12 protein-coding genes and 4 pseudogenes are annotated in these 13,334 nt (G+C 43.5%); all 16 read left to right on the forward strand.

Annotated elements, in window-relative coordinates; translation table 11 throughout:
- The first annotated feature begins 3 nt into the window (after nucleotides 1–3).
- On the forward strand, nucleotides 4–714 hold the full coding sequence (locus tag Q427_RS31295) for a hypothetical protein (RefSeq protein WP_155833553.1): 711 nt from the start codon (nucleotides 4–6) through the stop codon (nucleotides 712–714).
- Nucleotides 715–934: 220 nt separating this feature from the next.
- A pseudogene (gene tnpA, locus Q427_RS12505) lies at nucleotides 935–1,260 on the forward strand (IS200/IS605 family transposase).
- Nucleotides 1,261–1,428: 168 nt separating this feature from the next.
- On the forward strand, nucleotides 1,429–2,265 hold the full coding sequence (locus Q427_RS12510; protein ID WP_231613674.1) for a glycosyltransferase family 2 protein: 837 nt from the start codon (nucleotides 1,429–1,431) through the stop codon (nucleotides 2,263–2,265).
- Nucleotides 2,256–2,396: pseudogene (locus tag Q427_RS30090) on the forward strand (transposase); the annotation flags it as partial. The gene Q427_RS12510 and the pseudogene Q427_RS30090, both read left to right, overlap by 10 nt.
- A 109-nt stretch (nucleotides 2,397–2,505) precedes the next feature.
- A complete protein-coding gene (locus Q427_RS30095; protein ID WP_081785975.1) occupies nucleotides 2,506–3,612 on the forward strand; it encodes a glycosyltransferase in 1,107 nt (368 codons plus the stop codon).
- A gap of 147 nt (nucleotides 3,613–3,759) precedes the next feature.
- Nucleotides 3,760–4,989: an ArnT family glycosyltransferase gene (locus Q427_RS12520; RefSeq protein ID WP_043514323.1), complete on the forward strand. Its 1,230-nt coding sequence runs from the start codon at nucleotides 3,760–3,762 to the stop codon at nucleotides 4,987–4,989.
- A gap of 85 nt (nucleotides 4,990–5,074) precedes the next feature.
- Nucleotides 5,075–5,836: a hypothetical protein gene (locus Q427_RS31300; protein ID WP_155833554.1), complete on the forward strand. Its 762-nt coding sequence runs from the start codon at nucleotides 5,075–5,077 to the stop codon at nucleotides 5,834–5,836.
- Between the two features lie 262 nt (nucleotides 5,837–6,098).
- Entirely contained in the window at nucleotides 6,099–6,767 is a 669-nt protein-coding gene (locus Q427_RS12525) for a sugar transferase (RefSeq protein WP_043514325.1), read from the forward strand.
- Between the two features lie 153 nt (nucleotides 6,768–6,920).
- Nucleotides 6,921–7,640, forward strand: coding sequence for an aldolase/citrate lyase family protein (locus Q427_RS12530; RefSeq protein ID WP_197030618.1), 720 nt, complete (start codon nucleotides 6,921–6,923; stop codon nucleotides 7,638–7,640).
- Nucleotides 7,637–8,620, forward strand: a complete 984-nt coding sequence (locus Q427_RS12535; RefSeq protein ID WP_051496332.1) for a D-2-hydroxyacid dehydrogenase — start codon at nucleotides 7,637–7,639, stop codon at nucleotides 8,618–8,620. The genes Q427_RS12530 and Q427_RS12535 overlap by 4 nt, the downstream gene beginning before the upstream one ends.
- A gap of 3 nt (nucleotides 8,621–8,623) precedes the next feature.
- Entirely contained in the window at nucleotides 8,624–9,787 is a 1,164-nt protein-coding gene (locus tag Q427_RS12540; protein ID WP_051496333.1) for a glycosyltransferase family 4 protein, read from the forward strand.
- A 3-nt stretch (nucleotides 9,788–9,790) separates the two neighbouring features.
- A pseudogene (locus tag Q427_RS31305) lies at nucleotides 9,791–9,889 on the forward strand (NAD-dependent epimerase/dehydratase family protein); the annotation flags it as partial.
- 50 nt (nucleotides 9,890–9,939) lie between these two features.
- Nucleotides 9,940–11,415 carry an acyltransferase family protein gene (locus Q427_RS12545; protein ID WP_197030620.1) on the forward strand — a complete coding sequence of 492 codons (1,476 nt, stop codon included), beginning with the start codon at nucleotides 9,940–9,942 and terminating at the stop codon, nucleotides 11,413–11,415.
- On the forward strand, nucleotides 11,352–11,924 hold the full coding sequence (locus tag Q427_RS31310) for an SGNH hydrolase domain-containing protein (RefSeq protein ID WP_231613668.1): 573 nt from the start codon (nucleotides 11,352–11,354) through the stop codon (nucleotides 11,922–11,924). The genes Q427_RS12545 and Q427_RS31310 overlap by 64 nt, the downstream gene beginning before the upstream one ends.
- Before the next feature lie 88 nt (nucleotides 11,925–12,012).
- Complete coding sequence (locus tag Q427_RS12550; RefSeq protein ID WP_043514329.1) at nucleotides 12,013–12,912, forward strand: hypothetical protein; 900 nt, start codon at nucleotides 12,013–12,015, stop codon at nucleotides 12,910–12,912.
- A gap of 276 nt (nucleotides 12,913–13,188) precedes the next feature.
- A pseudogene (locus tag Q427_RS34005) lies at nucleotides 13,189–13,293 on the forward strand (IS200/IS605 family transposase); the annotation flags it as partial.
- Nucleotides 13,294–13,334: the final 41 nt, after the last annotated feature.

Genomic DNA, 13,334 nt, shown 5'->3' on the forward strand with positions numbered 1-13,334 from the left:
AATATGCTAATAGAATTTTCCGGACCACCCGGTTCAGGAAAAACATCGATCGCTGTACTGCTTCGTGATCGGGGTTTTGTTACTGTCAGAACAGAAGGTGATCCCGTAAAAAAAATTTGGCTTGTGATCTCCTGCTTTCTTTCGGCTCAATTTTTACCCACATTCATCGTGAATTATTTTTTCTTGAAACATCAGCTGTGTGGGGAAAAAAAAGCGCCACGACTGGCGTTACTTGCTTTTTTTGGAGCAATGTCAAAGAGTCTTAGAGACAAGAGTAAATATTATGTCAGGGACCAAGGATTTCTTCAGCTCGGCGATTGGGTTAATCCGAAAATCTCAGAGAGTCCTGAAGACTTGGCAAGTGTTCTAAGGCATATTTCAGGGCAGCCAGATATCGTGGTCCTTTTTTCTTTACCACCATCCTTGAGCGTCGAAAGGCTTGCCATAAGAGGAGATTTAAGCATTTGGCAGGAATGGTCAATAAAACGTGGTTTCGCCTCAGTGGAGGAAAGGATGGAGTTTCAGAGATCCAAAGAGTGGATAAAAATCGAATTGTGTAGAAGGCTGAGTGTTCCTTGTGTTTTGGTCAAGATTGACAAGCAAGGCAACATAGCAAGTATCATAGAAATAACGAACAACGATTCAATCAGCAATGAAAAGAAGCGAGTGCTAAACGAGCTTACCTTGGGAATCAAAGAAAGCTGGAAAGGTTAGAGGCATTAGAGGCAGAGGGCGTGATTTGGCATATAAAATATTATCAGAATTTAAATAAACCAAGTAGTCCCATAGCTTTGCCGGGGGACTCCCGAGGTTTGACCGTGTGATGCGGTCATAGGGAACCTCTAATCTCGGCCAATAGATAGGATGTTTCCAATGAGAGAGTGTCAGAGTCCCTGCCCATACGACATGGAATTGCAGTTAGCATGTTGTTTTCATCCCGACAAGCGAAATAAAGTCATTTTCGGTGCGATCCGTAAGCACCTTGGTGAAGTGCTCCATGAGCTGGCAAGGCAGAAGGAGTGCCAAATAGACGAAGGCCACCTGATGCGTGACCACGTCCACATGTGTATCAGCATTCCGCCGAAGGATTCTATATCATGGGGAAAAGTGCGATTCCGTTCGATGGCAAGGCATTTTATGGGAAGAGCAAAGAACTTTACTAGCAAGAGCTTTTGGGGAAGTGGCTACTTTTTTGCGACAGTTAGGCTAGATGAAGATATGGTTCGGGCCTACATCTGTAACCAGGGAAAGGTGGATTAGCATTATGATCAGCTTAAGTTTGGCATGTGAGAATGGCCGCCTTCAGGCGGCTCCAATTTTTGCCCCTTTGGGGGGCTAATAATATAAAGCCACCGCCTTTACAGGGGGGAGCTTACTGCACATCTAGGAGGGCGGGCTGTGAGTGAGCGTGATGATGTTACAGTTGTAATGACGTTTAAAAATTGTGAACGAACACTGGCTCGCGCGTTGATTTCCATAATAAAACAAACTACCACGCCGGATTGTGTTATATTGATTGATGATGGATCCACAGACTCCTCACTAGATATAGCTTTACGCTTTGAAGAAAAAAAAGTCAGAGTCTTTTCTGATGGAAAGAATTTGGGTTTGGCTACAAGGTTAAATGAAGGTATTGAATTAACAAAAACAAAATATTTGGCAAGAATGGATGCTGATGACATTATGCATCCTGAAAGGCTAAGAAAGCAAAAAGAATATCTTGAAAGCAATCCTATAATAGACATTTTGTCGACAGGTTACTACTTGTTTATAGATGATCCTTTTCAAATTGTTAGTCATACAAACTTCGAAGAGACCAAGTTGCTCAATTTCGAAAACATCGCAAAAGGGTCTGCAATACTTCATCCATCGGTAATGGGCAAAACTGACTGGTTTAAAAATAACAAATACGATGCTTTGCTTAGTAAGTGCCAGGACCAAGAGCTGTGGGAAAGAACAGTAAGCTTCTCAAACTTTGCTAGACTATCAGAAAGATTATTTTATTACAAAATCGATCATCCCGTAAATATAAAAAAAATAATTGAGACCCAGTTGTGTTCAGCCAAGATAGCTAAAGCCCGCAACAAATCTGATTTTAAAAAATATAAGATTATGAAAGCATATGCTAAAATAGCTTTCTATAAATCTTGTCAAATCTTGAGGCTGGAAGAGTATATTTCCAATAAGAGATTGGAGCGACTCCCTAAAGATAGAATGTTGATACAAAATGCCAAAGAAAATGTCAAAGAATTTTTAAAAGTCTAAATGGTGAGAGCTTTTGGGCAAGAGGCTACTTTGTTGCGACAGTTGGGCTGGATGAAGATATGGTTCGGGCCTACATCCTTAACCAGGAAAAGGCGGATGAGCATTATGATCAGCTCAAGTTTTACATGTGAGGATGGCCGCCTTCAGGCGGCTCCGGTTCTTGCCCCTTTGAGGGGGTAACAATATAAAGCCCCGGCTTTGCCTGGGGATATTTACTATGCTCAATGCACAGGCTTCCCAATGAAAATCATGCATATCCTCTCGTCGGCTGCATCGGGTGGTGCCGAGATCTATGTTCGTGACTTGGCAATCGAAATGTCGAAATTGAGACATGCTATTTTTCTTGTTTTCATTGACCGTGCGGAAGAAACCGGAAGGAGTCTTGAGTTCGAAGAAGAGTTTCTTGAACTCCTTAAAATCAATGGAATAGGTTACGTATTTATAGGGCAAGCTTCCAGAAAAAATCCGTTGATAGGGATATTTGCGGTCAGAAAAGCCTTCAAAGAGTGGCAGCCCGATATCATCCACACACATCTATATTACGCAGCCATTTTTTCCCTTTTTGCGCCTCGGTGTAAGATTATTTATACGCACCATAACATCAAGATAGGCGCACCAGAATTTATTTATCATCTTCTGGATATTCGTGTTTCATCGTATATTGGGATATGTCAGGCATGTACCAACCTACTCAGGAGCCTTACGCGAAAAAATGTGCATCGAATAGACAATGGTGTCTCTGGAAGACGAGTAAAGGTAAAAGATACCTACGAAAATAGCTCTCCAGTCAAGTTAGTGTTCGTTGGCACTCTCTCGGCTCAGAAGAATTTGAATTTACTTTTCCATGCTCTATCTGAACTCGCGGAACTCGACTTTCAGCTGTGTATTGCTGGTGAAGGGGCCAAGCGTGAAGAGCTGGAGCTTCTTACTTTGGAGTTAGGGTTGTCCGATAAAGTAACGTTCTTGGGAAATGTTTTAAACATCAAAGAGTTATTGTATGCATCGGATATCTTTGTCATGTCATCTGCATGGGAAGGATTGCCGATAGCACAAATAGAAGCAACGATGACTGGGTTGCCTGTCATCGTCACCAATGTTGGTGGGTGTGCAGAAATCGTTAACCAAGTACAGAATGGCATAGTTGTTGACGGCAATGTTCATAACTATGCTGTAGCATTGCGTAGCCTTATTCAGGACTATGAATACAGGAAAGTATTACATTTAAATGCTATAAAATGGTCCAGCCAGTATGGCATAGCATCTTCAGTAAATGCACATCTTGTTGTTTATCAATCCTTGTTGGAAAATGATGAGCATTCCCATTATAACTCTACTGGGAATGTGTGATATGTACATGTTTTCAGGTCGTAGTGAGGCATAAAAAATAACGTTGACTGAGAGTTCCACCTGAAAGAAAGCTTTTGTAAAATAAGTGTACATGCTGTTAATGGCGATAGAGTTAAGAATTTTATCAAGCAGGGTAATGAAATTCATATGGATCCTTACTTATTTATCATGATCATGTTTGCCATAACAGCAGTATGCTGCCTGTTGTTTGCCTTGCGCCACCGTTGGTTACTCTGGCCGCTAGTGTTTGCATTTCTGTTTCGTGTTATATTGATAGTTCTTGATTATGCCAAGATATTTTCGCCTCCTGGTGCACATCGGGACGGTGCGCGGTTCAGGAGAATAGCCCAACAGTGGTCAGAGCTGGAGTGGCGAGAGCTCTTTGAAATTCTCGATATCTCGTCGGCTTTTTTTTATTCGTGGTTAGGGGCCGTTGTCCATAAATTGGTTGGTATCTCTGACTTTATACTGTCTTCCATGAACTTTTTATTTGGACACTTGATTGTGGCCCTGACCGCACTGATTGTCTATGACCTGTTTGGGAAAAAGGCTGCTGTAATATCCGCCTATATTATTGCACTATATCCGTTTGCGGCGTTCAATTCAGTAATATCATTACGTGAGGAAGTATCCACCCTGTGCTTTTTGCTTGGCTTATACTTCTTCATTAAATGGATTGGTGGAAAATCTATATCAGGAATTATGTTGGGGCTTCTATTCTTTTCAGCTGCAGTCATGTTTCATCCGGGATGGATTGGAGCTTTCGTTGGAGTTGCCATTTATATGGCATATTTTATGACTAAATTATTGATGGAGGCCAGAAATTCGCTTATCAGGAAATATGATGTGCAGCGGATGATGGTATCGGCGGCGGTATTTATTGTTGCAGTGAGTATCATAACATTTAGTGGAGGGCTTTCCTTGGGCAAGGGGGTTGAAATAGGTACTGAAGAGGGGGCGGTAGGTGGAGCCATTGAGTCTCGATTCGAACGGGATCCGCAAGGGGGATCCGCTTATCCTGGCTCCATTGCGACTGGTAACCCCTATGCACAGCCTTGGTTGATCCCCGCCCGAATTATCTATTTCAACTTTGCGCCCTTCCCGTGGGATATCAAGACTCCTCGTCATTTGTTAGGACTGGTGGCCTCGATGCTTTATATCTTTCTCGCCTGGCGAGTCTATAAAGGCTGGCATCTCATTAAGCGGAAAGAAGAATGTATTGCACTGCTGCTTATATTTGGAGCTTTGACATTTATTTTCGCCATCGGTGTAACAAATATTGGGACGGCTATTCGTCATAAATCGAAATTTGTTGCCTTGTTTGTAATTTTGGCAGCTTCTTCCTTTAACTCCATAAAGGTGCGCTTGGCAAAATAGTAACGTGTGCGTGCGTCATGGGATGAACCTACCGGTTCGAATATCGGTTCGAATATCCTTTGACTAACTTATAGGATGGAACACCATGGCAATGAGAAATATTTTAAACTCTGTTCTAAAAAAAGGTGTTGTTCGTCGTTTTAATGCGTATAAGGTAGATATTGTCAACAAATTCAAGTATGGACTGAATGCCCCACTAAAATACCAGCTTCTTTACTGTGAGCCATCTCAAATTAATTCATATACAAGATTCAATCCAACAAACCTTCCCGAGCATCTTTCGTATATTCCAACATATCTTGTCAAGGATCGCACAATGATAAATGCTCTCAAGAATCAGTTTATCGTGGGGGGGGATTGGGACAAGATGATTGTTCCAATAAACTGTTTGAGAAGTTATCGACAGACTATAGAAAAACTAAGATCCGGTAGGTCTTGGCAAGAGGTTGGTGAGTTTGAACGCAATGTCTCAAAAACCATAGCGCTAACCAACATTAACAGAAAAGACAAGGAAGTTTTAGCTGAGAATCGTTTTAAGAAACTTGATGAGCTTATAAAAAATGTTGAAGAAACAAAGTATCTGAAGTCTCAATTCGAGTTAAAAAGAAATAGTTTTAGAGAGATGGGTGGAATAGAAGTGTTTGTTGGTAGGGAAGGGGAGTTAATCCAGGCCCATGGAGGCAGGCATAGGCTTGCAATAGCAAGACACTTTAGTCTTTCAGTAATACCAGTTTGTGTTAGCCTTGTCCACGAAGACTGTGTAAAATCAGGAAAATTTTCAGAACTTAAGAAAAGATCACTTAAACTAAAAGGGCGTCATGAATATGCCCAAAAAAAACAATCATAGTTTCCAATATCATGAGCCATGCTGATTTTCTGGCCAATAGATTTCCTGAATTTTCAGTGTGCATAAGATGGGTGAATTAGGGCGAAGCTTCTTGCAGATGAAGAATAAGAATGGCTATTAATTTATCTGTGTCTTTTTTGTCACGACAAGCAGATTTCTTGTTTTGAAAAAAATGAAATATTTCTGCTAATCGAGTCAGTGTTTTTGATAATATGTATATTAAAAAATATATTTTGATAATTGTCAATGCAGTGGGGCTGATATGAGTAATTTGTTAAAGCGATCTTTTGATATCGTAATTTGCACGGTTGTTTTGATTTTTATTTCACCCTTGATGCTACTCCTGGCTTGCTGGATAAAACTGGACAGCGTTGGGCCTGTGTTTTTTTTTCAGCGTCGTGCCGGTTTGTATGGCAAATCATTCCACATGATCAAGTTTCGCACCATGGTGCACCGTTCTCCCGAAGAGGTTGACCAACATAATGAGCCGGTGGTCAGTGAAGGCCGAGACCCGCGCATAACTCGTGCAGGGCGACTCATTCGTGCAATGAGTCTTGATGAACTACCTCAGCTCATCAATATACTCAAGGGTGACATGAGCGTGGTAGGACCGCGTCCCGTTCTGATGGAGCAAGTTGATGTTGTTCCGCCAAAGTATATGAAACGCTTCAATGTGCGTCCAGGGCTTACTGGTCTTGCGCAAGTGCGTGGGCGTCGTAGCTTGAACTGGTTGAGGCAATTAGCCTTTGATATTGAATATGTGGAACGCCGTAGCTTCCTCAATGATATCGGAATAATTTTCAAGACACTCAAGGTGATAGCACCAGGTAGTCCTATCTATGGCGGTAAAGAGCTTAACTGGCGTAGCTATCGAGATAAACTCAATGGTCGATTGCCAGAGGATAAGGACGTCGAGGAGGAAGTAAAATGAGCGGGCTCCAATTCATGATGATTACTGCCAGTCCCGACGTGGCTGCTTTTGTCGAACAGCATGGAGTGGCACGTATCTTCATGGACCAGGAGGTAATAGGGAAGTCCGAGCGACAAGGACACCTTGATACGCATAAGGCAGCTCATAGTCTCGATGAGATTGCAGCAGTTTCCCAGTGTATTAAGGCAAGCTGAACTTATGGTTCGCCTTAATCCGCTGCATTCCGGGACGTTTCAAGAGATCAATGCCGCCCTCTACCACGGCGCCCAGCGCTTGATGCTTCCGATGTTCACCAGCCGGGATGAAGTTGCATGCTTCCTTGACATGGTGAGTGGGCGGGTACCCGTCTCCTTTCTGGCGGAAACCCCCCAGGCTCTGGTGAGACTGCCCGACTGGATATCCCTGCTTACCCCTAGCCATGACGAGGTGCATTTCGGCTTGAATGACCTGGCGTTGGGGATGGGCCTAGACTTTTTGTTCGAACCGATGGCGGCCAAGTTGTTGGACCCAAGTGCCGAGCTGCTCAATCGGGCAGGGATATCCTGGGGCGTGGGCGGTATCGCACGCATTGGCCAAGGAGAGCTTCCGGCGGAAACCGTTCTTGGTGAGCATGTGCGGCTGGGGTCTCAATGGGTGATTCTATCCCGCGCCTTTCATGGTGGGGCAGCTTCTTCTACAGAACTGTGTGAGTGGCTGGATTTTCCATCGGAGATCACGAAGCTTCGCGATAGTGAGTGTTACTGGCACCAGGCAGGAAACGTTGAGTTAGAACACAATCACCGTGTACTTGCCAGCATCGTATACAGGCAGTTAGTTCGAACATATAATAAAAGTCATGATGGTGTTGATTTGCCTGGAAATGGAAGATCATGAGAACATGCAGAATAAGAATTGGTGTCAGTGTTGATTCCAATAGAAATGAGATTGTAAAAGAAATAATCGAAGAGTCCCTCGCACAAAAAGGAATAGAGGTAGATATTTTTGTTTGTAATACTGGTGATGACTTAAGGAAAGTCGACCCCGAGGTGATCGTTGGACATCAGCACGATGATGTTTTGAATTATTTGAGCTTTTCGGGAGAAAGCCTCAAGTGGTTGCATGTTCTGACCTCGGGGGTTGATGTCTTGGTAAATAGGTTGAGCTCTGTTGGCAATGCCCACAAGTTTAGAGTGAGTTGTTCTCGTGGTGTTCATGGTATTGCCATGCAGGAATATGTGCTTAGTATGATGCTGTTTTACTCGAAGAATATTGCTCTGTGGCAAGAGCGAAAGCATCATAGAGCGTGGCACCGCGAGCCGCTTTCGATGTTGTTTCAAAGTCAAGTTCTGATATTTGGAACGGGAGAGATTGGAAGGGAAGTAGCCCGGATTTGCAAGTTTCTTGAAATGAACGTTGAGGGCATTTCTAGAAGTGGTAGAAGTTTCGATTACTTTGATTCAGTCTACCCACAAGAGTGTTTGTTATCTAGGGTGCCTTTTGCTGACTATATTGTTGTTGCGGCCCCTTTGACGAAGGAAACAAAGGGGGTGTTCAATCATAATGTCTTTAATGAAATAAAAAAAGGCTGTGTTTTGATAAATGTTTCTAGAGGAGAGGTCATTGATGAAAAGGCACTGATTGTTGCTTTAAAATCAGGGCGCTTGAAAGGAGTGGCTCTCGATGCTTTCAATCAGGAGCCGCTTCCGGAAGATTCGCTATTATGGAGTCAGAATAATCTCATTATCACACCGCATATTTCCGGTATATCGCCAGCCGGGTTGGAGAGAGCCATTGAGATATTTTCATATAATCTTGAGAGTTGGTTGGACAATGGAAGCCTTCCAACAGAGGTGTTTCTGGAGCGAGGGTATTAGTCCATGCAATATCAGGAAAGTGAGCCTGCAAGGGTAGATGTTCTATTTGTGGCTGCTAACTCAAGGTCTTTGATCCACAATCGTGGTGATCTAATAATCTCAATGAAAGAAAAAGGGATTAATGTCGCAGCACTGGTTCCTCGCTATGACTATATGGAAGAAGTGCGCGAGCTTGGGATTCCTATTTTTTTGTATGACCTTGACAGGCACTCGTTAAATCCGCTGGTTTTTTTCCAACAATTATTCGGCTTGCTCAAAGCCGTGCGGGAGGTGTCTCCTGGTTCTGTCTTCTGTTATGCAGTAAAGCCCATTATCTTTGGTGCTGTGGCGGCAAAGGCCGCTGGTGTCAATAAAGTATTTTGTCTAGTGACTGGGCTGGGCTATGCATTTGCAGCTGATAAGTTAAAGGCTCGAATGATAAAGAGGTTTTCAATTTTTTGTTACGGTTTGTCATCATTGCTGAGTGATGTTTTCTTTTTCCAAAATTCTGATGACTTGAGTGAGCTGAGACATGGTTTGATCTTTTCATTATCCGATAGGCTTGGATTTGATAAAAAGGTTGTCAACGGTTCAGGCGTCAATCTATCCGAGTATCCCTTTTCTGCCATATCGTTCGAGCCCTTTATCTTTTTGTGTATGGCCAGGATGGTAAAAGAAAAAGGGGTGTATGAGTTTGTTGAAGCAGCGCGGCTTCTCAAGCCAAGATACCCCAATATTCATTTTATTCTAGTTGGGGCGCATGACATCAACCTTACAAGTTCCGTGGGGCTGTATGAGGTAGAAGCCTGGAAAAAAAGTGATTTTGTTGACATTAAGGAGCCGTTAAGTGATGTTGTTCCCCTTTTGATGAGTTCTACAGTGTTTGTCTTGCCATCGTATCGGGAAGGTACTTCACGAGCCATTCTGGAAGCTATGAGCTGTGGTCGCCCTGTCATAACGTCTGATGTTCCTGGCTGCCGGGGACCAGTCGTTCATGGTCTCAATGGGCTACTCGTAGAGCCACGTGACTCGAAAGCATTGGCTTCTGCTATGGAAAACATGATTACAAAGCCTCATTTATTGTCTGCCATGGGCATGAACTCCAGAAAGCGAGTTGAAGAGCTTTATGATGTGAAGAAAGTCAACCAGGAGATGTTGTCTTCCATTTGTCAACATCTGGAGATTTGAGCTGTGACTATTTTGGTTACTGGTGGTGCTGGATACATTGGCTCTCACACCGTTCTTCCCTTGTTTGAGGCAGGCCATTATCTCGTAGTGCTTGATCACCTCTTGATTTAATTAGGTGCAAATACGTTGACAGATAGGGAGTGGGCTATCCTGTGAAAGATAAACGTGCTTGTCAATATAACTATTCCCAGTATCGTAGCGACATACAGGGTATTAGAGCCACTGGGGCGATTTTGATTCTTGTTTATCATATATGGGGGGGTAAAGTTTCAGGAGGGGTGGACGTTTTTTTTGTCGTATCCGGTTTCTTGATGACTAGCCTGATATTGAAGCAGTATGTTACAGAGGGGGAGATCAGGCCATTCCAGTTTTGGGGAAGAATCATCAAAAGGATTTCACCTTCGGCATATGTGGTACTTTTAAGTACCATGGTTATGGCTTATTTCTTTCTTCCTTCCCCTTTCTGGCTTGAGTTCATCAATGAAGTCATTGCCAGCGCAGTACATCTGGAAAACTTTCAATTGATAAGGAAGTCCGTGGATTACTTGGCGGCTGACACCCCGGCTAGTCCGGTACAGCAGTTCTGGGCCTTGTCCATTCAGATACAATTCTATGCTCTCATTCCATTCCTGATCGGCTTCGGTGTTTATCTTTCTCGATACTTAGTGTGCTTGAGAGAGTCGGTTTTTATTCCTGTTTTTATTGTTTTTATAACTTCGTTAGCCTGTTCTATTTATTTTACTAGCGTTAGCCCAGAAGCCTCATATTTCAACCCTGCAACTCGGGCTTGGGAATTTTTGGCAGGAGCGTTGGTAGCTATCGTCATTCCTTGGCTAAAGGTCGAACGCAAAACGTCTTCAATATTGGCTGCCGCCGGATTGTCTGGGCTGCTTCTTGGTGGCGCCATCATCCCTGCTAGTTTCTCTTATCCTGGCTATGTTGCCTTGATTCCTGTCATGTCTGCGATTTTTCTTATCGTGTCGGGATTTCACCACAGCCAAAGTGGTGGAATAGTGCATCAGCTTCTGTCCAGTAGGGTGATGGTTGCGATCGGAGGGGTTTCCTTTACCATATATCTATGGCATTGGCCGCTCGTCGTTTTCTTTCAGCATCATACAGGCAGCACAGAAATTGGAGCTGTTGCAGGTCTGGCAATCATTGCAGCCTCTTTTGTCCTGGCCTTCTTGACGACCATGGTGATCGAAGCCCCCTTCAAGGCAATGAGCGGAAATAAGGTTTTGGCATCATGGCTGGTAGGTTTGGTATTTTTCCTCCCTGTATTTGCATCAGGTTTTACATGGAGAGAGCATCTTATATCGACGCAGAATAAAAATGCGGAATTATGGCGCAGCACGGATATCCAGCCTTATCTAGGAGACGCAATTTATTTACAAGGTGATGCAAGCATGATTTCTAAAGAAGAGCTGATGTCTACGCATAGAAACTTACCTAGCCCTTATGATGACGACTGCCATCAGACAAGAACCGCCTCTGAGGTGAGAGTATGTGAGTTCGGTGACTTGGAGGCTCAGACTGTGATGGCTCTAGTGGGGGGTCTCATGCGGTGCAATGGCTGCCGGCACTGTCGGAAGTCGGAAAATCCAATTCTATTAAAATCATCAACATAACTAAAAGTGCGTGCTCGCTGGGAGTGTTACCATCTTCCGACAGCTCCTGCATTGCGTGGAATGAAAAGGTGCTGGAAGTGATTTCCTCAATCAATCCCGCTGTCGTTGTGACAAACTCGACGCGAGCTGATGGCAGAAACGGTGTGGAATATGTTCCTGAAGGATATGTAGAGCAGTGGGAGAAACTGAGAGTTCTAGGTATACCGATTGTTGGAATCAGAGATAACCCTTGGTTCGATTTTGATGTTCCAACCTGTATTGCAAAAAATCGACAACATGCCTCCTTGTGCTCCAAGTCTAAGGCGGATGCCTTGCTTGATACTGATCCTGCTGGTGATTATGAGGACCTCATTAACGTTGTCGATTTATCCGATATGTTGTGCGCAGAGGATATCTGCCCCACTGTTTTCGAAGGATATCTGATGTATCGAGATCGTCACCATATATCTGTTCCTTATGCCAGGTTTCTGAGGCACAAGTTAATCGAACGAATTAATTGGCATGATTGATTGATTGTCTAACAATGATGATGTCAATTCTATGTTTTGGTCTTTGATATTTGTTATGAAGCTAACCTTGACGAAGGAGTCTTCGTAAATGGATGACAAGATTGCAATCGTTGTGAAAACGTCGCCCAGCAGGAAGTCCCTACTTTGGTTGATTGAATCGGTGAAACTTTCTTTTTCTGGTTTGGACTATCGTTTTTATATTGGTGATGAACAGCCTCTGGATGACTGGAAGTTAAAACTCTATGATGATCTGAGAAATGAGGGGCATCATGTGGTTGTTTGGGATCAAGTGGTTCCCGTTTCCATAGCAAAGAACAGGCTGGTTCAATCCTTGCAAGATGAAGTATTCGTTCTTAGGGCTGATGATGATTTTGAACTGGGTGGAGAGTTTGATATTAGAAAAATACTGAGAATACTGAAAAATAATAAGCATATCGATTACTGTGCTGATGTCGAGAGGCAGATTGGAGGTGGAAAGGGTCTGATATCAGGGGATGTACGAATACGCTCGGGTTTGATAAGTTTTCGGAAGGGAGGTAAGCCTCCCGTAGTGAGGCTGATAAGGGACGATAAGTGGAAGTACTTGAAAAGTGATGAAGACAGATTTGCTTATGCTGATTATGTCAGAGGACTGATCGTTCTAAAAAGACACTGCTTTGACAAGGTGATGTGGGACGAGAATATTTTTTTCAGTGGTGGGCATATGGATTTTCACATGAGCATGAAAAAGGCTGGATTGCAGGGAGCGTTCACACCGGATTCTGTTCATCTGCATAGAGATGATTTAAAAAGGATGTCAGTTGATTTGAAAAAAGAAAAGGAGTGGAGAGGGGCAGGGTCGAAAAACCAGACCCTGAAAAATGATCTTATGGAAAAAAAGTGGGGAGGAGTTCCAAAGGTGACATACGGAGCGTATCAGGGGGCAAAGATAAAAATAATGAAGTTATTCAGGAAATTGGCAAGGCGTTATGGCAATCCTGCTTCTTGATTGGCTATGGGCAGGTCTCATGATAGAGGCTAACCTTTTCATTTTCCAACAGTTTATCTGCCCGCAAGAAGCCCGTAACTTGTATTGATCGGCTACCGTGACCCCGGTATCAGTTCAAGAACTGCAGTTGTCAAGTTGTCCGATTGGATAGACAGCGGTTCCTGTCCTAAATAAATAAGGTAATCCCCCGGCTTTGCCGGGGGACTACCCGAGGTTTGACCGTGTGCTGCGGTCAAAGGGAACCTCCAGTCTCCGCCAAGAGATAGGATGTTCCCAATGAGAGAGTACCAGAGTCTTGCCCATACAACATGGAATTGCAGGTATCATGTTGTTTTTATACCGAAAAAGCGAAAGAAAGTGATTTTCGGTGGCATACGCAAGCACCGTAAGCGCCAATAAATCGGCACCTGTATTCCGGGGCT

Source organism: Halomonas sp. BC04 (assembly GCF_000568385.1).

Coding starts and splice junctions, on each gene's coding strand:
- Q427_RS31300 (WP_155833554.1), top strand. CDS start 5,075: ATGGCAATGAGAAATATTTTAAACTCTGTTCTAAAAAAAGGTGTTGTT.
- Q427_RS12550 (WP_043514329.1), top strand. CDS start 12,013: ATGGATGACAAGATTGCAATCGTTGTGAAAACGTCGCCCAGCAGGAAG.
- Q427_RS31295 (WP_155833553.1), top strand. CDS start 4: ATGCTAATAGAATTTTCCGGACCACCCGGTTCAGGAAAAACATCGATC.
- Q427_RS12540 (WP_051496333.1), top strand. CDS start 8,624: ATGCAATATCAGGAAAGTGAGCCTGCAAGGGTAGATGTTCTATTTGTG.
- Q427_RS12535 (WP_051496332.1), top strand. CDS start 7,637: ATGAGAACATGCAGAATAAGAATTGGTGTCAGTGTTGATTCCAATAGA.
- Q427_RS12530 (WP_197030618.1), top strand. CDS start 6,921: ATGAGATTGCAGCAGTTTCCCAGTGTATTAAGGCAAGCTGAACTTATG.
- Q427_RS12520 (WP_043514323.1), top strand. CDS start 3,760: ATGGATCCTTACTTATTTATCATGATCATGTTTGCCATAACAGCAGTA.
- Q427_RS12510 (WP_231613674.1), top strand. CDS start 1,429: ATGACGTTTAAAAATTGTGAACGAACACTGGCTCGCGCGTTGATTTCC.
- Q427_RS30095 (WP_081785975.1), top strand. CDS start 2,506: ATGAAAATCATGCATATCCTCTCGTCGGCTGCATCGGGTGGTGCCGAG.
- Q427_RS12525 (WP_043514325.1), top strand. CDS start 6,099: ATGAGTAATTTGTTAAAGCGATCTTTTGATATCGTAATTTGCACGGTT.